19 protein-coding genes and 1 tRNA gene are annotated in these 20,463 nt (G+C 64.6%); 6 read left to right on the top strand and 14 right to left on the bottom strand.

Going from position 1 to position 20,463, the window contains the following annotated elements:
• Positions 1–87: 87 nt before the first annotated feature.
• The 4 genes from HFRIS_RS05990 (at position 88) to HFRIS_RS05970 (ending at position 3,173) form a co-directional block, all read left to right on the top strand.
• Positions 88–1,026, top strand: coding sequence for a D-hexose-6-phosphate mutarotase (locus HFRIS_RS05990; protein ID WP_006462371.1), 939 nt, complete (start codon positions 88–90; stop codon positions 1,024–1,026).
• A gap of 188 nt (positions 1,027–1,214) precedes the next feature.
• Positions 1,215–2,294 (top strand): tartrate dehydrogenase, encoded by a 1,080-nt coding sequence (locus HFRIS_RS05985; protein ID WP_006462370.1) that lies wholly within the window; start codon positions 1,215–1,217, stop codon positions 2,292–2,294.
• Positions 2,295–2,569: 275 nt separating this feature from the next.
• Positions 2,570–3,022 (top strand): surface-adhesin E family protein, encoded by a 453-nt coding sequence (locus tag HFRIS_RS05975; protein WP_006462368.1) that lies wholly within the window; start codon positions 2,570–2,572, stop codon positions 3,020–3,022.
• Positions 3,023–3,088: 66 nt separating this feature from the next.
• Positions 3,089–3,173, top strand: a tRNA-Leu gene (locus HFRIS_RS05970).
• Positions 3,174–3,913: 740 nt separating this feature from the next.
• Here HFRIS_RS05970 and HFRIS_RS05965 read toward each other — a convergent pair.
• The gene (locus tag HFRIS_RS05965; RefSeq protein ID WP_006462367.1) at positions 3,914–4,840 is read right to left on the bottom strand and encodes a LysR family transcriptional regulator; all 927 of its coding nucleotides are present in this window, start codon (positions 4,838–4,840) and stop codon (positions 3,914–3,916) included.
• Between the two features lie 106 nt (positions 4,841–4,946).
• Here HFRIS_RS05965 and HFRIS_RS05960 point away from each other — a divergent pair, with 106 nt between their 5' ends.
• Both HFRIS_RS05960 and tcuC read left to right on the top strand, forming a co-directional pair.
• Entirely contained in the window at positions 4,947–5,735 is a 789-nt protein-coding gene (locus HFRIS_RS05960) for a substrate-binding domain-containing protein (RefSeq protein ID WP_006462366.1), read from the top strand.
• A 48-nt stretch (positions 5,736–5,783) separates the two neighbouring features.
• A complete protein-coding gene (tcuC, locus tag HFRIS_RS05955) occupies positions 5,784–7,097 on the top strand; it encodes an MFS transporter (protein ID WP_006462365.1) in 1,314 nt (437 codons plus the stop codon).
• Here the strand turns inward: tcuC and HFRIS_RS24720 are convergent.
• The 13 genes from HFRIS_RS24720 to HFRIS_RS05890 form a co-directional block, all read right to left on the bottom strand.
• Entirely contained in the window at positions 6,995–8,662 is a 1,668-nt protein-coding gene (locus HFRIS_RS24720) for a methyl-accepting chemotaxis protein (protein WP_081626824.1), read from the bottom strand. The two genes, tcuC and HFRIS_RS24720, sit on opposite strands and share 103 nt — an antisense overlap.
• A 200-nt stretch (positions 8,663–8,862) precedes the next feature.
• Positions 8,863–9,948 (bottom strand): porin, encoded by a 1,086-nt coding sequence (locus HFRIS_RS05945; protein WP_039874649.1) that lies wholly within the window; start codon positions 9,946–9,948, stop codon positions 8,863–8,865.
• Between the two features lie 289 nt (positions 9,949–10,237).
• A complete protein-coding gene (locus HFRIS_RS05940) occupies positions 10,238–11,185 on the bottom strand; it encodes a PDR/VanB family oxidoreductase (protein WP_039874647.1) in 948 nt (315 codons plus the stop codon).
• 81 nt (positions 11,186–11,266) lie between these two features.
• A complete protein-coding gene (locus tag HFRIS_RS05935; protein ID WP_006462360.1) occupies positions 11,267–11,698 on the bottom strand; it encodes a RidA family protein in 432 nt (143 codons plus the stop codon).
• Complete coding sequence (locus HFRIS_RS05930) at positions 11,695–12,744, bottom strand: aromatic ring-hydroxylating oxygenase subunit alpha (protein ID WP_006462359.1); 1,050 nt, start codon at positions 12,742–12,744, stop codon at positions 11,695–11,697. Before HFRIS_RS05930 ends, HFRIS_RS05935 begins: the two co-directional genes overlap by 4 nt.
• Before the next feature lie 40 nt (positions 12,745–12,784).
• Positions 12,785–13,018 (bottom strand): recombinase-like helix-turn-helix domain-containing protein, encoded by a 234-nt coding sequence (locus HFRIS_RS05925; protein ID WP_006462358.1) that lies wholly within the window; start codon positions 13,016–13,018, stop codon positions 12,785–12,787.
• Positions 13,018–13,350 (bottom strand): hypothetical protein, encoded by a 333-nt coding sequence (locus HFRIS_RS05920; RefSeq protein WP_006462357.1) that lies wholly within the window; start codon positions 13,348–13,350, stop codon positions 13,018–13,020. The genes HFRIS_RS05925 and HFRIS_RS05920 overlap by 1 nt, the downstream gene beginning before the upstream one ends.
• A gap of 7 nt (positions 13,351–13,357) precedes the next feature.
• Positions 13,358–14,518, bottom strand: a complete 1,161-nt coding sequence (locus tag HFRIS_RS05915) for an FAD-dependent monooxygenase (protein WP_006462356.1) — start codon at positions 14,516–14,518, stop codon at positions 13,358–13,360.
• A 35-nt stretch (positions 14,519–14,553) separates the two neighbouring features.
• Positions 14,554–15,525 (bottom strand): VOC family protein, encoded by a 972-nt coding sequence (locus HFRIS_RS05910; protein ID WP_006462355.1) that lies wholly within the window; start codon positions 15,523–15,525, stop codon positions 14,554–14,556.
• A 36-nt stretch (positions 15,526–15,561) separates the two neighbouring features.
• On the bottom strand, positions 15,562–17,037 hold the full coding sequence (locus HFRIS_RS05905) for an aldehyde dehydrogenase (RefSeq protein WP_006462354.1): 1,476 nt from the start codon (positions 17,035–17,037) through the stop codon (positions 15,562–15,564).
• A 49-nt stretch (positions 17,038–17,086) separates the two neighbouring features.
• Positions 17,087–17,887, bottom strand: a complete 801-nt coding sequence (locus HFRIS_RS05900) for an aspartate dehydrogenase (protein WP_006462353.1) — start codon at positions 17,885–17,887, stop codon at positions 17,087–17,089.
• A gap of 10 nt (positions 17,888–17,897) precedes the next feature.
• Positions 17,898–19,646, bottom strand: coding sequence for a thiamine pyrophosphate-binding protein (locus tag HFRIS_RS05895; RefSeq protein WP_006462352.1), 1,749 nt, complete (start codon positions 19,644–19,646; stop codon positions 17,898–17,900).
• Positions 19,639–20,463 (bottom strand): SDR family oxidoreductase, encoded by an 825-nt coding sequence (locus HFRIS_RS05890; protein WP_039874641.1) that lies wholly within the window; start codon positions 20,461–20,463, stop codon positions 19,639–19,641. The genes HFRIS_RS05895 and HFRIS_RS05890 overlap by 8 nt, the downstream gene beginning before the upstream one ends.

Below are 20,463 nucleotides of genomic sequence, written 5' to 3'. Positions count from 1 at the left end.
CCGCCTCGCGCGGCGCGCCAAACCACCCGCAGACGCAGGAATTGTGGCAGTCTTGCGCTATCGCAACGAATTCTTGGAGTCACCGGCATGAGCATCATCGAGGAGCAGGAGGTCCCGCCCGACCTTCCCCACATCCAGCGTATCGAAGTCAACCAGCTGCAATGCCTGCGCGTGCAGACCGCCCGCGCCGAAGTGCTGATCGCCGAACAGGGCGCCCAGGTCCTGCGTTACCAGGTCCACGGCCAGGAACCGATCATCTGGATGAGCGAGGAAGCCGCCTTCGAAGCCGGCAACTCGGTGCGCGGCGGTATCCCCGTCTGCTGGCCCTGGTTCGGCGACCTGATGCGCAACCCACCGCAGGTGCAGGCCCTGCACGCCGGTGGCCGCCTGCCGGCGCACGGCCTGGTACGCGGCATCCCCTGGCTGCTGATGGAAAACGCCATCGAAGGCGACACCGTGCGCCTGGTGCTGGCCATCCCTCCCACCACCGATTCGCCGGCCCTGCGCCACCTGCCACCGGGCCTGGAACTGCGCCTGGAAATCCTCCTCGACGACCGCCTGCACCTCAAGCTCACCACCCGCAACGGCAGCGAGCAGCACATCGCCCTCACCCAGGCACTGCACAGCTACTTCGCCGTCAGCAGCATCCACGACGTCACCGTGGAAGGCCTGGAAGGCCAGCGCTACATCGAAACCCTGGAAGGCTGGGCCGAGCGCGAACAGAAGCGCCCGTTGGTAGTCAGCAGCGAAACCGACCGCATCTACCTAGACCTGCCGGCGCATCTGGCGATCCGCGACGAAGGCTGGAACCGCCGCATCCATATCGATGCCAGCGGCTCGACCTCGGCCGTGGTGTGGAACCCCTGGGTCAGCAAGGCACGCCGCCTGTCGCAGTTCGCCGACGACGCCTGGCAGCGCATGCTCTGCATCGAGACCGCCAATGTGATGGACGACCTGGTGGAACTCGAACCGGGTGCCGAGCACAGCATGGGCGTGAGCCTGTGGGGCGAAGCACTGGGCGGCTGAACCGCTCTCAAGGCATCACCAAGGCACTGCCGCAGTCCGGGCAGTGCCTTTTTCATGGGCTGAGGTTTTGCCCATCATTCACGAATCGTGTTTTATAAAATCACCAGATCGTGGATGATCCCTCGCCCGAAGCGTTCTATGATGGACACCGTTTACACCGTCCAGAACAGACCACAGGAGCACAGCAGATGAGCAAGACCCACAAGATCGCCGTCATCGCCGGTGACGGCATCGGCCAGGAAGTGATGCCCGAAGGCCTGCGCGCCGTCGAGGCCGCCAGCAAGAAATTCGGCATCGACATCGAATTCACCCATTTCGACTGGGCGCACTGCAACTACTACGCCCAGCACGGCCAGATGATGCCGGACGACTGGTTCGAGCAACTGAAGGGCTTCGACGCCATCTTCTTCGGCGCCGTCGGCTGGCCCGCCACGGTACCGGACCACGTCTCGCTGTGGGGTTCGCTGCTCAAGTTCCGCCGCGACTTCGACCTCTACGTCAACCTGCGCCCGGTGCGCCTGATGCCCGGCGTGCCCTGCCCTCTGGCCAACCGCAAGCCCGGCGACATCGATTTCTACGTGGTCCGCGAGAACACTGAAGGCGAATACTCCTCCATCGGCGGCCGCATGTATGAAGGCACCGACCGCGAAACCGTGATCCAGGAATCGGTCTTCAGCCGCAAGGGCACCGACCGCATCCTCAAGTTTGCCTTCGACCTGGCGCAAAGCCGTCCCAAGAAGCACCTGACCTCGGCCACCAAGTCCAACGGCATCGCCATCACCATGCCCTACTGGGATGAGCGCGTCGAAGCCATGGGCGCCAAGTACCCCGACGTGCGCCGCGACAAGTACCACATCGACATCCTGACCGCGCACTTCGTCCTGAACCCGGACCGCTTCGACGTGGTGGTGGCCTCCAACCTGTTCGGCGACATCCTCTCCGACCTTGGCCCGGCCTGCGCCGGCACCATCGGCATCGCGCCCTCGGCCAACATCAACCCGACCCGTGAACTGCCCTCGCTGTTCGAACCGGTGCACGGCTCGGCCCCGGACATCTTCGGCAAGAACATCGCCAACCCGGTCGCCATGATCTGGTCCGGCGCCATGATGCTGGACTTCCTGGGCAACGGCGAAGGCAAGTATCGCCAGGCCCACGACGCCATGCTGGCGGCCATCGAGGAAGTGCTGGTCAACGGACCGACCACCCCCGACCTGGGCGGCAAGAGCAACACCACCGAAGTCGGCAAGGCGGTGGCTGCGGCAATCTGAGCGCCCCTGACTGCCCTTCACTGAAAGAGAAGATGGCTCGCCGCGTGCGGGCCATTTTTCCTATGGCGGCCCCATGATGATTTGCAAAGGGCATGTTAGGATTGCCGCTCTTTCAATTTTCGTGATCGATGAGTTGGACATGGCTGCAAGCCTGCGCATGACGGGACACCGCGTACTGGCCGAACTGCTCTTCTGGAGCATCCCGCTGATACTGCTGCTGGAAGACGATGTCGCCATGCTGGCCATGATGCTGACCTGACGCGAAGCCCTGCGATATGGATAGACCGTCCCCTCACCGCCTGCGCGCTCCCCGCCCCACCCTGCTGGTGGCGGCACCGCTGGCCTTGCTCCTGGCCGCGACCTGCCTGCCCGCGCGCGCCGAATGGTCGCCCCTGGGCGAGAACACCATCGGCAGCTTCTTCATCGACAAGAGCAGCATCGTCGTTACCCGCAGCGTGCGCCAGGCGCAGATCCTGCTGAACTGGAGCCGTCCGCAACTGTTGATGGGCCAGGGCAGCAAGACCTATTACCTGTCGGAGGTCTCGACCGCCTATTTCGACTGCACCAGCCGCCAGCTCGGCTTTGGCAGCCGCAAGATGTACGCGCAGGCTGACGGCAAAGGGCAGATGCTGCTGGCGCCGCAACTGGCCTACTCGGACGTGAAGCTGCAGGACCCCATCCCCGGCTCCACCGGCGAGCGCGCCATCGAAGCGGTGTGCGGTAAATAATTTCCCGGCGAGCATGAAAGGGCTTGCCCCGGAAAACGAAATCGGCAATAATCACCGGCTCGCGTCGCCGGGATGGCGGAATAGGTAGACGCACGGGACTCAAAATCCCGCGCCGCAAGGCGTGCCGGTTCGATTCCGGCTCCCGGCACCAGAAGTCCTTTTTAAGAATGCACCTCTCGGGGTGCATTTTTGTTTTCTGACCCAGAAATCAACTCTGTCGTCGCTGTTGAAAATACCTCGTTTTACGCTGCGTCTTTGTCCTCTATTGTCCGGACAGAATGGCAAATATCGATTTAGCACATATAAACCACTGACAGGGCCGCGCTGCCCCCACCGGGGGTGCGACATTTTTTATTTCCGGGACAGGTGGATTTGAACCAAACTCTTTGCCACCAGGGCGTAGCAGGTTTTCGTCGCTTGCGACGTCAGTGCATCGAATACCCCGCTGATCCGTTCGCCACTGAACACCCGTTCAGACAAACAGATTTCCTTGCACCCATCCCCGGAAACCGGTGAAAAATCCCCAGGATCAACGCTCCCGCACCGCCCGCCAGCAAACCGATCTTTTTTCTGCCAAGAGCAGTTTCATTTTTTTTGCAGAGCCTATATAATCGCCCCCTCTTCGGAATTCGGCAGCCCTGCCAGGCAGGAAAACCTGCCTCCGGAGCAGACAAGAACACCCCAAAAAGGCCCTCCCCAGCGAGGGCCTTTTTTATGGGCCGCGATTTTGCAAACAATTTACGCAACCTCGCCAGAAGCCCCGTCGTTGCAGGAAACTTATCCACGATTTATGTGCATAAATTTGTGGATAACCCATTTCCCCGATGCGCAAGCGGCGTCCCCGCCTGCCCTCCCAATAAACCGCACAAAAAATAGGCAGTCCGGCCAGGGTCAGCCTTCCCGCGCTGACGATCTCTTGCCCCTGGTCATGATCGCATCGCGCAACGCCTGGGCCAGCGTCGCTGCGGCCGGGTTGAGTACCCGTCCCTTCAGGCTGATCAGGCCCATGGCGCGGCTCAGGACCGGGCTGGTCACCGGGCGCGCCACGATGCCCTTGTAGGGGGCATTGCGCAGTGCCAGCTCCGGCAGCAGGGCTACGCCCAGGCCGGCGGCGACCAGGCTGATGGCGCCGGCCACGTGGTTGGTCTCGTACTGGACTACCGGGCGCTGCGGTACGCGGGCGAAGGCATTGTCGATCAGGCTGCGGTTACCGCTGCTGGACGAGACCGAGACCAGCTTTTCCCCGGCCAGTGATTTCCAGTTCAGGGTGACATGCGCGGCCAAAGGATGATGGGCCGGCATGACCGCCAGGTAGCGCTCGCGGGTCAGTTCTTCGAAATCGATCTCGGCTTCCTGTGCACCGATGAAGTTCACGCCGAAGTCCGCCTCGCCCTTGCGCACGCTTTCCAGTACGTCGGCTGCGCTCTCGTCGATGATGCGCACCCGCACATTGGGATGGCTGCGCGCATAGGGCTTCAATACCTGCGGCAGCAGGTTGTTCGCCACCGAAGGCACGCAGGCCACCGTCACATGCTGGCGGCGCTGCGCCATGCCCTGCTCCACGCTCTTGACGGCCAGTTCCAGTTCTTCCATCACGGCCTGGGCATGCACCAGGAACAGCTCGCCGGCCGGGGTCAGGGAAACGCGCCGGGTGGTGCGGTCGAACAGGCGTTCCTGCAGCGCCTGTTCCAGGTTCTCGATGCGCCGGCTCAGCGCCGGCTGGGTGATGAACAGGCCCTCGGCCGCCGCCCGGAAGCTGGATTGGCGCGCCACGGCGATGAAAGCCTGCAATTCGGAGGTCTCGATATTGATGCGCATTTTTTATCAATCCCAAGATTAAATGCAATTAACTTTTCAAAGGATACTCCGCAAACTGCCGGGTCTCATTCCCTAGCTCAAATTAAAAACGCCAATCGGAGATCCCATGAAAAACATCCTCGCCCATTCCGTCCTCCAGCGCAGCGTGCTGGCCCTGGTCATCGGTGCCGCCAGCAGCCTGGCCGCCGCAGCCGATCTCCACGTGGTCAGCTCGGGCGGTTTTGCCGCCGCCTACAAGGCACTGGCCCCGGACTTCGAAAAGAAGACCGGCCACAAGCTCATCTCCGGCTGGGGCCCGTCCATGGGCGAAACCCCGCAGGCCATCCCCAACCGTCTCAAGCGCGGTGAACCTATCGACGTGGTGATCATGGTCGGTGACTCTCTGGACAAGCTTGTGGCCGAGGGCAAGGTGTCGCGCTCCGAGCACAAGCTGCTGGCGCTCTCGCGCATCGGTCTGGCGGTCAAGGCCGGCGCACCCCGGCCTGATATCTCCACGCTGGACGCCTTCAAGCGCACGCTGCTGACGGCGCATTCGGTGGTCTATTCGGATAGCGCCAGCGGCGTGTTCCTTTCCACCAAGCTGTTCAAGCGCCTGGGCATCGACCAGCAGATGGCCTACAAGGGCCGCATGATCCCCGCCGAGCCGGTGGGTGAAGTGGTGGCGCGCGGCGAGGCCGAAGTCGGCCTGCAGCAGATCTCCGAGCTCAAGCCGATCAAGGGCATCGACATCATCGGCCCCATCCCCGAAAGCGCGCAGCAGCTTACTCCGTTCTCCGTAGGCGTGGTGGTCGGCACCAAGGAGCCGCAGGCCGCCAGGGAACTGCTGCAATACCTGGCCTCGCCGGAAGCCGAGGCGGCCATCAAGGCCTCCGGCCTGGATCCGGCGCCGCGCTGATCGACGGCTGATCCAGCGCCTGAATCCAGAGAGAAGAGAGAGACCGACATGACCACAAGCACAACAAGCACAAAAAGCATCCAACACTCCAAGCTGTCCACCGTCCTGCGGGTGACCAGCGGCAATTTCCTGGAGATGTTCGATTTCTTCCTGTATGGCTTCTATGCCAGCTACATTTCGAAGACCTTCTTCCCGTCGGACAACGAGTTCGTCTCGCTGATCCTGACCTTCGGCACCTTCGGTGCGGGCTTCCTGATGCGTCCCCTGGGCGCCATCATCCTGGGTAGCTACATCGACCGCGTCGGCCGCCGCCAGGGCCTGATCGTGACGCTGGCCATCATGGCCATCGGCACACTGCTGATCGCCTTCGTGCCGGGCTACGCCACCATCGGCGTGGCCGCGCCCATCCTGGTACTGACCGGACGGCTGCTGCAAGGGTTCTCGGCGGGGGTGGAACTGGGTGGGGTGTCGGTCTATCTGGCTGAAATGGCCACGCCCGGCAACAAGGGCTTTTACGTCAGCTGGCAGTCCGCCAGCCAGCAGGCGGCCATCATGGCGTCGGCCCTGATCGGCTATCTGGTCAGCCAGTCGCTGGCACCGGCGCAGATCAGCGACTGGGGCTGGCGCATTCCCTTCTTCATCGGCTGCCTGATCGTACCGGCCATCTTCATCATCCGCCGTTCGCTGCAGGAGACCGAGGAATTCCTGGCCCGCAAGCACCATCCGCGTTTTGGCGAAATCATGGCCTCCATCGCACAGAACTGGAAGATCGTGGTAGCCGGCATGATGATGGTGGTGATGACGACCGTGTCCTTCTATCTCATCACGGTCTACACCCCCACCTTCGGCAAGAACGTGCTCAAGCTGTCGGCCTCGGATAGCCTCATCGTCACCTTCTGCGTGGGCCTGTCCAACTTCTGCTGGCTGCCCATCATGGGCGCGCTGTCGGACCGCGTGGGGCGCCGCCCGGTGCTGGTGGCCTTCACGGTGCTGACCCTGCTGACCGCCTATCCGATCATGTCGTGGCTGGTCTCGGACATCAGCTTCAAGAACCTGCTCATCACCGAACTGTGGCTGTCCTTCCTCTACGCCAGCTATAACGGCGCAGCCGTGGTGGCGCTCACCGAGGTGATGCCCGCGCATGTGCGCACGGTCGGCTTCTCGCTGGCCTACAGCCTGGCCACTGCCATCTTCGGCGGCTTCACGCCACTGGTCTCGACCTGGCTGATCGAGACCTCCGGCGACAAGGCGGCACCGGGTTACTGGATGAGCTTTGCCGCCCTCTGCGGGCTGATCGCCACACTGGTGCTGTATCGCGGCAAGGCGGCGACAGCCTCCTCATCGTCCACCTCGGCGGCCTGAAGCATCGTCCGCTCCGGTCGCACCTCCTGCAGCCGGAACACACCCACCAGCTCACGCAACCGCTGCGACTGGTCCTGTAAGGACTGGGCCGCGGCGGCGGCCTGTTCCACCAACGCCGCGTTCTGCTGGGTGGTTTCATCCATGTGGGTGATGGCGTGATTGACCTGCTCGATACCGGCACGCTGTTCCTGCGTGGCCATGCTGATCTCACCGACGATGTGCGACACCCGTCGCACGCTGTCCACCACCTCGCCCATGGTCGCGCCGGCCTGTACCACCAGGCGTCCACCGGCATCCACCTGCGCCACCGAATCGTCGATCAGCGCCTTGATCTCCTTGGCCGCCGTGGCCGAGCGCTGGGCCAGCGAGCGCACTTCCGATGCCACCACTGCAAAGCCCCTGCCCTGCTCGCCGGCACGCGCCGCTTCCACCGCCGCATTGAGCGCCAGGATATTGGTTTGGAATGCGATGCCGTCAATCACGCCGATGATGTCGACGATGCGGCGCGAGGCCTCGCTGATGCCCTGCATGGTGCTCACCACCTGCTGCACCACTTCCCCGCTGCGCGCCGCCACGCCGGAGGCATCCGAGGCCAGCTGGTTGGCCTGCTGCGCGTTCTCGGCATTCTGCCGCACGGTGGAAGTCAGTTCCTCCATCGCCGCCGCCGTTTCTTCCAGTGAGCCGGCCTGCTGCTCGGTGCGCGCCGAGAGGTCCAGGTTGCCACCGGCGATCTCGGCCGAGGCAGTGGCGATGGTCTCGGCCCCGCCGCGCACATCGGCCACGATGCGGGTGAGACTGCCATTCATCTGGCGCAAGGCCTCCAGCAACTGGCCGATCTCGTCCCGCGCGCCGGCCCGGATCTCGCTGCACAGGTTGCCGTCGGCCACCTGCTGCGCCACCTCCACTGCATGGCGTACCGGGCGCGTGATGGAACGCGTGGTCCACCAGGCAAAGCCGCCACCCAGCAACACCGCCAGCGCAGCGATGGCCAGCATGATCAGGGTCTTGCCATGGTACTGGTCGGCGGCTTCCTGGCCGCTGCGCTCCATCATCATGGTGCCCACCGAAATATAGCTTTTGAGGCGGGCGATGTACTTGTCCTGGTCCTGGCGCAGGCTGGTCATCAACAGCTCGGTGGCGTCCATGGTGGCGCCGGTGGAGGCCAATTGCAGGAAACGCTGCTGGCCCTGGCGGTAGCTGGCGCGCAGCGACAATATCTCGGCGAAGGACTTGCGGCCCTGCTCGCTGGACAGGCGCGCCTGCAGTTTGCCGAGGTCTTCGCCGATGGCGGCTTCACCCTTGTCGATGCGGGCGATTTCCTCGATCAGTTTCTGGTGGTCGTCCAGCAGCAGCAGGTTGCGCATGGCGCTGGCATTCTCGCTGATGTGCAAGAGCACGTCATTGGCCAGCAAGACCTGCGGGTAGCGGTCTTCGACGATCTGGCGCGTGCCCTGGTGCAGCGTGGACAGGCTGGCGATGGCCAGTCCCGTGATCCCGGCCAGCAGCGCCAGTACCAGTCCGAAGCCCAGTCCAAGACGGGCGCCCAGTTTGAGATTTGCAATCATGAGGCTTTCTCCGCAACGCAAGAATGCCGGGGGGACGATGTCATGATGCCCACCGGCAATGAATTCGGTTTGGATAAAAAAATGGCGGAGAAAGCGACTTCCTCCGCCCAAGGCACTACGAAATCCCAACCCGCTCCAGGGTCGGGATACGCAAGACAAGACTATTCACAGAAGGTAATGCCAGCCATCCAAAGATGGCCTTAGAACGAGTGGTGCATGCCGATGGTGGTGACCAGTTGGCCCTGGCCGCCGGAGACCCCGGTGGAACCGCTGGCACCGGTACCGTTCATGACAGCAAAGCGCGCATCGCCGCCGGCACGCTGGTAGGCGGCCTGCACGTACCACTGGGTGCGCTTGGAGAACTCATGCACGTGCGACAGGCTGAAGGTGTTCCAGCGCGCGCCTTCCAGCTTGGACAGGCCATAACCGAAGTTGATGGTGTCCAGCGTGGCATAGCGCCAGGCCGCGCCCAGGTCCAGGTTCTTCTGCTTGGGCGTGGCGCCGCTGGGCATGGACAGCTTGACCTGGGTGTAGGCGGTGTTCAGGCGCACGCTGCCGATGGTGTAACCCAGGCCGCCGGCGGTGGTGGTCAGGCTGTTGAAGACCGTCGCTGCATTGCCCAGGCCGACGCTGCTGAGGAAGGTGCCGGCGTAACCAGCGGCACGGTTGTTCAGCTTGGAATACGCCAAAGCCGCGCGGAACGGGCCATTGGTGTAGGTCGCACCGGCGCTGACGTTGCGACCAGCGCTGCTGTCGCCGGCCACTTCGCCGAAGCCATACATCAGGCTGCCCTGGAAGCCGCCTGCGGTGGGCGAGGTATAGCGCACTGCATTGTCGAACTGGTAGGTGTTGGCCAGGCTGTCCAGGTTACCCGGGTGGAACAGGTACCAGTTGGTCAGCTGGAAGCCGTTGGACAGCTTGCCCACGTAGTCGAACACCACGTCCGGCATGTGGCCCAGGGTCACCGCACCGAAGTCGCCGGACAGGCCGATGGTGCTGTAGCGGTTGAACAGCTTGGAGGAATTGGGCGTGCCGCCGGTGTCGGTGTAGAAGCCGGCTTCCAGCTGGAAGATCGCCTTCAGATTGCCGCCCAGGTCCTCGATGCCACGAAAGCCGATACGATCCGGCTGCATCGTGCCCTGATCCAGGCGCGACACCGATCCGCCATTGAGGTTGTTGATATAGGCTACGCCAGCATCGAGGCTGCCGTAGATGGTGACGCTGCTCTGCGCAAAGGCGCCCGCCGACAGGCAGGATGCCGCTGCGGCAATCATTAACTTCTTCATCAAACTCCCCTTCAACGAATAAAGTCCAAACACGCGGCCAGGCCGCATTCACTCACTGCTCCCCGGCGCCCCGTGCGCAGGAGAGGTGACTTCTGCCGGCAAGCGAGGCGCCCTGTCCCGCATGGTCGGCGGGCGCCGCTTGCCAGGTGGTGCGTGATCCGGTGTTATTTGTTTCACCTATGGATCGACGTTCCACAAAATTCATCAGGCTCAAAAAAATGCCCTGTGCCTGAGCACGGGCATGGGGCCGGGCGAACGCTGCCCGGGCCTTGTTGCCTTACAGGTCCTGCTACAGGTCCAGCACCAGGCGTTGTCCCTTGCAGCCGGACACGCACACCATCATGGTCTTGCCGGAAGCGCGCTCGGCCTTGCTGAGCACGCCATCGCGATGTTCCAGTTCACCCTCCAACACCTTGGTCTCGCAGGCGCCGCAAACCCCTTCGCGGCAGCTGTGATCGACCGCAATGCCGGCATCCAGCAAGGCGTCCAGCAGCGACTTGCCAGACGGGACGGTGACGCTGGACTTGCTACGCGCCAGTTCGGCCACGTAGCTGCCGGTCTGGACCGCCTCTACCTTTTCGGCGGCAAAGCGTTCGATGTGGACGTTGGGCAGGCCCAGTTCTTCGCACAGGTTTTCGAAGGCGTTGAGCATGGGCGTCGGCCCGCAGCAATAGAAATGCGCGTCCTTCGGATGCGCGGCGAGGAAAGCCCGCAGGTCAGGCGGCGCGCCAGCCTCGTCATCGAAGTGGCTGGACACACCCGGCTCGCCCAGCAGCTCGGCGGTGAAGGCCGCTTCCTTGCGCGAGCGGGCGCAGTAGTGCAACACCGCTTCCCGACCCTGGGCGCGCAGGTGGTGATACATGCAGGAAATCGGCGTGATACCGATGCCACCGGCGATCAGCACCGACAACGGCGCGGATTCTTCCAGCGGAAAATTGTTGCGCGGTGCCGAGATGGTGAGGCTGGCACCGACCCGCAGTTGTTCATGCACGTAGCGCGAACCGCCGCGACTGCCCCGGTCGTTGAGCACACCGACCACATAGCGATGCCGCTCGGTCGGCGAGTTCGACAGCGAATAGCTGCGCACCAGGCCATTGCCCAGGTGCAGGTCGATATGCGCACCGGCCTCGAAGGCCGGCAGCTCGCCGCCCTCGGGCAGGCGCAGTTCGACGCTGACCACGCCTTGCGCTTCAAAGCGCATGGCCTGCACGCGCACGGAAATAAGAGGACTGCTCATGAATGCACCACCATCACATCAGATTGTTCAAACCGCCTCGTGTCACTTGCTGTCACTTGCTGCCACTTGCAGCCACTTGCATCAACCGCCCACTGCCTGCCGCAGGTCCACACCCAGGCGCGCAAAGGCATCGATCTCGACCGTCAGTTCCGGAAACACCAGCGCGCTCACCGCCACCAGCGTCGAGCATGGATAAGGCGTGCCGAAGAAGTCGCGCCGGGCGCGTCCTACCTCGTCCTTGTGCGCGATGTCGGTGACATAGATCACCAGCTTGGTGATGCTGCCGACGCTGCCGCCGGCGGCCTCCACCAGATCGCGGATCTTGCCCAGCACCACCAGCGTCTGCTGGTAGGTGTCCAGCGTCTGCTGGCGCGAGGCCGGATGTGCGGTCATGCCGGACATCACGATCTCGTCGCCCACCACCAGGCAGTTGGACCAGGTGGCCGTGGCCAGCTCGGGGACCTTGTCGGTCTTCACATGGCGCACGGCGACCGGGCTTGCTGCGTGGTTCATGCTGCCTTCACCGGCGCCTTGGCCGCGGCCAGTTCTTCTTCCCGCGCCAGCTGGGCCTTGGCCAGACCGCGCAGGTGACGACGCAGGCGCACGATACCCATGTCGTGCTGGTACAGCATCTCGCGCTGGTTGGCGTCGGGCTCCATCAGTTCCAGCACCACGCGGTCCTGTTCCAGCACGTTCCAGTGGCGCGCTTCCAGGCGGTTGCGGTAGAGGAAGCGCCAGGTGTCGCGCTGCCAGCCGGACAGCTTGCGGCAGCGCCAGTGGAACACCGCCGCGATGTTGTCCACGATGGGCGTGTAGCTGCCGATGATGACGAAGCTGCCGCCCGGGCCGCCGGTCTTGGGATAGGGAATGGCCAGACGCATCCAGTGCAGGTCGGTATCGCCCCATTCGGTCCAGTCGAAGTTGACGTCGCGCTGGCCTTCCTTTTCGAAGACGAAGCCGATGTCGGTCTCGCGGATGCCGAAGCTGGCGGTGTTGTCGCCTTCGGCCATGGAGTGCGACTGCTTGTGCAGGAAGGTGCCGTGCATGGGGTCCATCACGTTGTCCAGCACGTAGCGGTAATCCCCCTTCCATTCGGTGTAGCACAGGAAGTTGGAATACTCGGGGCTGGTCAGTTCTTCCGGCAGGCGCAGCGGCGGCGGGGTGTCGACGTCTTCCATGCTGTTGTAGAGGAAGATGGCGCCGGCCGCTTCGGTGACGTGGAAGCGACGCGTGGCCTTGGCCCCTTCCAGCTTGCAGCCGGGGCTGCCGGGTACGCTGGTGACCACGCCGTCGAAGCGCACCTGCACGCCGTGGTAGCCACAGGCGATGCGGTCACCCATGGGGATGCCCATGGACAGCGGTGCGCCACGGTGCGGGCAGTGGTCTTCCAGGGCATGCAGCTTGCCCGAGGGCTCGCGCCAGAACACGAACTTCTTGCCCAGGCGACGCAGCGAGACCGGCTTCTCGGCCACGAACTCGGACGGGCAGATCGGATACCACAGGTCTTTCAGGCCGACGGCGAGGACTGCGTCGACGGGATCATTGGCGGTGGTTCTCATTTAGATACTCTCCTGTAGGCTGGCTTGGCGTCTGGACGGATCAGGCGGCCAGGCGGGCAATCTCTTCCTGGAAGTTGGCGGCGGTCCACACGCCCTGGTTGTAGGGGCAGCTCGGACCGGTACGGTTCAGGTGTGCCACCAGCGCATCCAGCTCGTGGATGCCAGCGGCATAGGCGCGCTCGATGGAGTCGCCCAGCAGGTCTTCGAACTGGGTCGGCGCACGGCGACGTGCCTGGTGCGGATTGAGATAGACATCGGTAACAGTTGCAACCATCATTGGCCTCCATTTCTGACGCGCTCGCGGATACGCTCGCGCACGGGAACAAAATCGTAAGTGGGGTAGCACTCGGTACGGAACACACCCCAGGCCGAGCGCTCCAGCTCGACATTGACTTGCGGCAGCAGCGCCGGCGGCAGCTCCAGGGTGACGATCTGGCCCAGGCCCATGGCCACGGTCCAGGACACCACGCGACAGCCTTCCACCGGGAAGCGCTCCCACCAGTCCATCTGCTTCATGTGGGCCTGGATCTGCTCCAGGTTCTTCGACTGGTCATGCCTGAGCAAGATGGTCAGGAGCATGCGGTCGGAGTGGGTCTCTGCACTCATCGCTGGCTCACGCAGGGACGGCGACGGATTCAGGCTGCGCATCCAGCGGCGTGGTCCAGGCGTCATAGCCATAGACCCAGTCGGCGTTGCCGCCCTCGCGCAACCAGTTGTTGCCACGTGAACCGATCTGGATCTTCGAGGCGCGTTCCATGCGCAACTGCGCATAGGCATGCAAGGACCCTGCCACCTGCTCCAGCGTGGTGACCTTGGCCAGGCAGCGCGCCAGCACCACCGCATCCTCGATGGCCATGCCGGCGCCCTGCGCCATGAACGGCATCATCGGGTGGCAGGCATCACCCAGCAGCGCCATGTTGCCGCGCGCCCAGGCCGGCAGCGGATCGCGTTCATACAGCGCGGTCTTGAGCACTTCGTCGCAGGCATCCAGCAAAGCCGTGGCGTCGGGATGGAAACCGGCGTAGCTATCGCGCAGTTCCTGCACGTTGCCCGGGGTGGTCCAGGATTCCAGGTGCCAGCTTTCTTGCGCGGTGGTAGCGAAGATGAAGATATCTTCACCGCGATTGAGCGGGAAGGTCACGATCTGGCTTTCCGGGTTCGGCCCCCACCACTTGGTGAAGGCCTGCAGGTTCGGCACGCCGGCCACGCGGGAGGCCGGCACCACGGCGCGGAAGGCCACCACGCCGGTAAAGCGCGGGCTCTCGGCACCGAACATGGCCGTGCGCACGGCGGAGTGGATGCCATCGCCACCGATGAGCACGTCCACGCGGTCCGTGCTGCCATCGGTGAAGTGCAGATGGATGCCATCGCCCTCTTCGCTGATCTTCTCGGCGCGCTTGGCAAAGCGCACCTGCTCCAGCGGGAATACCTCGGCCAGCGCCGCCAGCAGGTCGGCACGGTGGATGGTCAGTTGCGGTGCGCCGTATTTCTGCTCGGCGGTGTCGCCCATGGCCAGGCGCGAGGTTTCCTCGCCGCTGTCCCAGGTACGGCTGATGCGGTGGGTGGGACGGGCGGCGGTACGGCGCACGGCCTCGCCGATGCCCAGTCCATCGAGTGCACGCACTGCGTTGGGGGTGAGGTTGATATCCGCGCCCACGCGCAGGAATTGCTTGGACTGTTCATACACCACCACCTCATGGCCCGCGCGCTGCAGGGCGATGGCGGCGGTCAGGCCGCCGATGCCGGCGCCCAGGATTCCGATCTTGAAGGACATCTGGATTTCCTTTCTACAAATGACGGATTGCCGTCTTACTTGCCGGCCGGCGCGCGGTCGGTCAGGAACTTGCCGCTGGGGCCTTGCGCATTCTTCTGGCGGCGGGTGTTGCCGTCGATGCCGCCATCGATGGCCCATTCGGCGAACACGGTCGGGCCGGGTTCGAAGTCACGCGGCTCCCAGTGGGCATCGAGCTGGTCTTCATCGGCGTAGTATTCGATCAGGCCACCGGCCGGATTCTTGAAGTACCAGAAGTAGGCCGAGGAAATCGGATGACGGCCCGGACCCAGTTGGGTATCCCAGCCCTTGCGCGACATGTGCATGCCACCGCCGAAGACTTCATGGATGTCGCGCACGGTGAAGGCGACGTGGTTCAAGCCCGACCTTGCCTCCGGCGGTTGCAGCAGGAAGATGTCGTGATGCCCGCCGACATCGGCGCAGCGCAGGAAGGCGCCGCGTTCCGGATAGCGGTCCGAGGGCACGAAGCCGAAGTTCTCGCAATAGAAGCGTTCGCAGGCCTTGACGTCCTTGACGAAGAACACCACGTGGCCCACCTCGATGGGCGTGGCACGTTCGTAGATGGGGCTGCGCTGGTTGATGCGGTTCTTTTCGTTCCAGGTGTTCATGCGGGCGCATTCGACCTCGACATCGCGCTTGACCGAGACCTGGAAGCGCACCGCCAGGCCGTTCGGATCGGTGCAACCGACGCGCTTGCCGTCATTGACGTAGCCCGGCAGACCGCTAATGCGGCCGGCGAACTTGTCCAGCACGGCGGCCGAGGACACGCCCCACACCACCTCGCGCAGGGTCGGTCCGGCTTCGATGGCCGGCGGCAGGCCGGGGTCGGCGCTGTCGCGCACGATGACGCGGCAGCCGTTCTGCGATTCGAAGACCAGTTCGGCTGCGCTTTCCTGCGCCAGCAGCATGCCCCAGTCGAGGAAGAACTGGCGGCAGGTCGGCAGGTCGTCCGCGCCGTAGATGATTTCGTCGATACCCAATACGTCCATGTGTGTCTCCAATACGTGTTCAGGGGGGCGGCGCTCTTAGCCGGCCCAGGGCAAGGGCTGTTCGTTCATGCCCCAGTACATGGCCTTCTGCTCCATGTACTGCAGGATGCCCAGCCTGCCCTTCTCGCGACCCAGGCCACTGTCGCGCCAGCCTCCGAAGGGGGTCGAGATCGAGAATTGCTTGTAGGTGTTGATCCAGACATTGCCGGCCTGCACTGCGCGGCCGATGCGCCAGGCGCGCTTGTAGTCGCGTGTCCAGATACCGGCAGCGAGCGCATAGACGCTGTCGTTGGCTTGCCGGATCAGGTCGTCTTCATTGTCGAAGGGCATCGCCACCAGCACCGGCCCGAAGATTTCCTCCTGGCAGATGCGCTGCTCATTGCTGACGCCTTCGATGATGGTCGGGGTGTAGTAGTAACCGCGCTCGAACTGCGCGCCCTGCGGACGCACGCCACCGGTGCGGATGCGGCCGCCATCGGTGACGCCGATGTCGACATAGCGCTCGATGCCTTCGCGATGGCGGGCGGTGATCAGCGGCCCCATCTGGGTGCGCTCGTCGGCCGGATCGCCCACGCGCAGTGCGGCGGCACCGGCGGCCAGGCGTTCCATGAAACCGTCGTACAGCGAGCGCGCCACGAACAGGCGCGAGCCGGCGATGCAGGATTCGCCGGAACTGCTGAAGATGCCATACAGCACACCGGCCACGGCATGGTCGAGATCGGCATCCTCGAACACCATGGTGGGCGACTTGCCGCCCAGTTCCAGCGAGACCGGCATCATCTTGTCGGCGGCGATGTGGGCGATGTGCTTGCCGGTGGTGGTGCCACCGGTGAAGGAGACGCGCTTGACCAGCGGATGCAGGGTGATGGCGTCGCCGATCACCGAGCCCTTGCCCGGCAGCACGCTGATCATGCCGGCCGGCACGCCGGCTTCGATGCAGATGCGCGCCAGTTCCAGCGCGGCCAGCGGGGTCACCTCGGCCGGCTTGACCACCACTGCATTGCCGGCAGCCAGGGCCGGCGCCATCTTCTGCGCCTCGCTGGCGATCGGCGAATTCCACGGTGTGATGGCGGCCACCACGCCCATGGGTTCATACACGCTCATGGTGAGGTTGTCGCCACGCATGGGCGTGAGGGTTTCTTCCAGGGTTTCACAGGCGGCCGCGAAGAACTGGAAGGTGCCGGCCGCGCTGGCCACCAGATTGCGCGTCTCGCTGATGGGCTTGCCGTTGTCCAGGCGCTGCATCTGCGCCAGGGCTTCGCCGCGTTCGCGGATCAGCTGCGCCACGCGGTACAGGACGGCGGCACGTTCATGCGGCTTCTTCTGCGCCCAGCCGCTGGTGCGGAAGGCGTGGTCGGCACCGGCGATGGCCTCTTCCACATCGGCCACACTGGCCGCATTGAGGTAGGCCACCGGCTCACCCGTGGCCGGGTAGAGCGTGGCATAACGGTCGCCGCCACCCAGTCGCCATTGACCGGCGATGCAGATCGGCAGCGTTTCGTTCAGATTCATCATGGTCGACATGTCCTTGCGAAGCTCAGATATTCAGATACTCAACTGCTCAGATCGACAGCGCATGGGCACGATTGCCCAGGGCGCGCACGACGCTATAGACGGTCAGTGCCGAGGTCTTGGGATTGGCCGCCAGCGGCTTGCCGCGCATGGTCAGCTCAAAGCCGCCGAAGGCGCCCCGCGCTTCCACGTAGTGCACGTTCTCGCTCACGCCCGGATCGGCATACAGGCGCACCCGGGTCTGGTCCAGGCCCAGGCCGGCCAGCGACAGCGTGGCGGCGACGTTGGCATTCTTGGGATACAGGCGCGCCGCTTCGCGGGCGCTGCCTTCGAAGATGACGGTCGGTTCCTTGAGCGCATCCAGATCGAAGGCGGCCTCGGCCGGCGTATCCTTCCAGGCCTGCGGCGGCTTGCGGCCGGTATAGACCACCGATTCCAGCCCGCCGACCTTGGCCGCGGCCAGGGCGTCGATGGCGCCGATGGCGCCGGAGAGCAGCTGCACCTGGGTCTTGCCGGCGCGGGCGGCGGCTTCCAGCTTGTCGACCAGGCCAGGTTCGGACAAGGCGCCGATGGACACCACCATGCAGGGGATGCCGCGCTCCAGCGCCGGGATGATGTGTTCGGCGATGGCCTGGTGGCCGGCGCATTCGATCAGCAGGTCGGGACGCTCGTCCCCCAGCCGCGACACCACCCGGGCCGTCGGCGCCAGTGTGGAGACGGTGCTGCGGGCGCGCTCCATATGCGCCTCCGGCACTACCACCATGTCGAAGGCGACCTCGGGATCACTCTTCAAGATCTCCATGACGCCCACGCCGATGGCGCCGCATCCGATCATCGATACGTGCAGCATGCTCGGCTCCTCAGGCGGTGGCCGCGGTGGCGGCAGCGGCGACCACGGCTGCTGCTGCGGCGGCGGCCTTTTCCGCGCTTTCCGCGCTTTCCACGTTTTCCGTCTGATTGACCGGCGGGCCGGCGAAGGCCGTCTTGAAGCTGCCGATGGTCAGCATGTCGATCTCCAGCAGGAAGGGGCCCTTCTGCGACAGCGCCTCGTCCAGCGCCCCGGCCACCTCGGCCAGGTTGCCCACGCGCTGGTGACGCAGCTTCAGCGCCGAGGACAGTTCGGCATAATCGGGCGTGTGCAGGTCCACGTAGTGGCGACGACCGCCGTATTGCGCATCCTGGATGTTCTTGATGACGCCGTAGCCCTTGTCGTTCATCAGCACGATCACCATGTCAGCCTGTTCTTGCACGGCCGTGGCCAGCTCACCCAGGTTGAGGATGAAGCCGCCATCACCAGCCAGGGTGAAGGTCTTCTTGCCGGACTGCGTGACCGCTGCGCCGATGGCCGCGCCGATACCCATGGCCAGGCCCTGACCGATGCCGCCGCCCAGCGCATGCACGCCGGCACGCGGATCGAAGATACGCAGGTAGCGGTTGCCCCAGGTGCTGTTGGAGACGGTGACGTCGCGCACCCAGTTGAACTCGCGGCCGGCCGCCTGCTGCAACTGTTCCACCAGGGCGCTATAGGGGCCGAGGCCATCGACCAGGCCATGCACGGCGGTATCGCGTGCCTTCTGCAGGTCGGCCATGAAGCCCGGATCGACCTTCAGCGCGGCCAGGCGGTCGGCCAGGCCGGACAGTACCAGCGCCGAATCACCGCAGACGAAATAATCGCTGGTGTAGCAGCGACCTTCGGCAGCCGGATCGGCATCCACGCGATACAGCGGACGCGGCAGTTTCAGTTCGTACTTCAGGGTTTCGTTGCCGCGCAGGCGCGAGCCGACCACCAGCATGGCGTCGCAGCTCTGATAGAAATTCTCGACCGGTTTGTGCAGGTTGAAGGCGCCCAGCGAGCGCGGATCATCCTCGGCCACGATGCCGCGACCCTGGGTGCTGGTGACCACGCCGAAGCCCAGGTCCATCAGGCGCTTTACCTGCGCGCCAGCATGCCGCGCCCCGCCGCCCAGCCACAGCAGCGGACGCTTGGCCTTCATCAGGCGCTCGGCCAGTTCATCCAGCGCGCGCGCCGACGGCACGCTTTGCGGGAGGGCCAGCGGTTGCAGGTTGCTGGGCATGGGGATCAGGGCAGCCTGGATGTCGATGGGGATTTCCACCGAGACCGGGCCCATCGGCGGGGTCAGTGCAGTCTGCACGGCCAGCTTGATGGTGCTGATGGCCGTCTCCACGCTACGGATGCGGAAGGCCGCCTTGGAGATGGCCTTGAGCATGCTCAACTGGTCCGGCGCTTCGTGGATGTAGGCCAGGCTCTGGTCCAGGTAAGGCGTCTCGATCTGACCGGTCAGGTGCAGCAGCGGCGTACCGGCGGTCAAGGCTTCCACCATGGCACCGGCGGCATTGCCGGCGGCGGTGCCGGTGGAGGTCAGGCATACGCCCAGGCCACCGGTGGTACGGGCATAGGCGTCGGCCATGTTGGCGCCGCCAGCTTCGCCGCGGGCCGGGATGAAGCGGATCTTGCCGCGCTCGCCGAAGGCGTCGAGGATGGGCATGTTGTGGATCGAGATCACGCCGAAGGCAGCCTTCACGCCGCACTGTTCGAGGAAAGCCGCGATGGCGCAGCCGACGGTCACTTGCTGGTTGGTATTAGACATGGCGGGAAAGTCCTCCTGAAACATCGATATGGCTGCCTGTGGTGTACGAGGAAAGCGGCGTGGCGAGGAATACGATCGCCTGCGCGGCTTCCCGGGGAAGGCCGAGACGGCCGAGTTGAATCTGTTTCTTTGCGGCCAGCGCGGCGGTCCATTGGGCCCAGCTCTGGTCCTGCAGTTCGGGGCCGCGCGCGGCATAGCGGCGGCGCCATTGGCCCGACTCCACCAGGCCGATCAGGATGCCGTTCACACGCACGCGGGCGGCGTCGCCATTGGCCAGTTCGGTGGCCAGCGAGCGCACCAGGTTGTGCACGCCGGCGCGGGCGGCGGAAGTCGCTACCATGTGCGGCTCGGGTTGCGTGGCCAGCAGCGAGTTGACGCAGACGATGGCGGCATCCCCATGCTGCGCGCTCATGGCCTGCAGTTGCGGCAGGAAGGCGCGGGTCGGGTAGATCACGGAAAAGAATTTGAGGCGCAGCTCTTCGCTCCAGGCCTCGTCGGCGGTATCGGCGAAGGTCGAGACGCGGCCCTGGCCGGCGTTGTTGACCAGCATGGACACCGCGCCCAGGGTGTTTTCCACCGAGGCGGCGAAGGCCTGCACCTGCTCCTGCGACAGCACGTCGCAAGGGGCGCTATACAGGCGGGCCTGCGGGTAGCGCTCGCGCAGCGCGGCTTCGGCGTCCTTCAGCCGGGCGCCATCACGGCCGCAGAAGGCCACGGCTGCGCCCGCTTCCAGCAGCAGTTCCACGGTCGCCAGACCGATGCCGGAAGAGCCGCCGGTGACCACGGCCACCTTGCCCTGGAGAGAAGTCATCGCCAT

The sequence above is a fragment of the Herbaspirillum frisingense GSF30 genome (assembly GCF_000300975.2).
Lineage (GTDB): Bacteria > Pseudomonadota > Gammaproteobacteria > Burkholderiales > Burkholderiaceae_D > Herbaspirillum > Herbaspirillum frisingense.
This window is presented reverse-complemented; position numbering and strand designations above follow the sequence as displayed.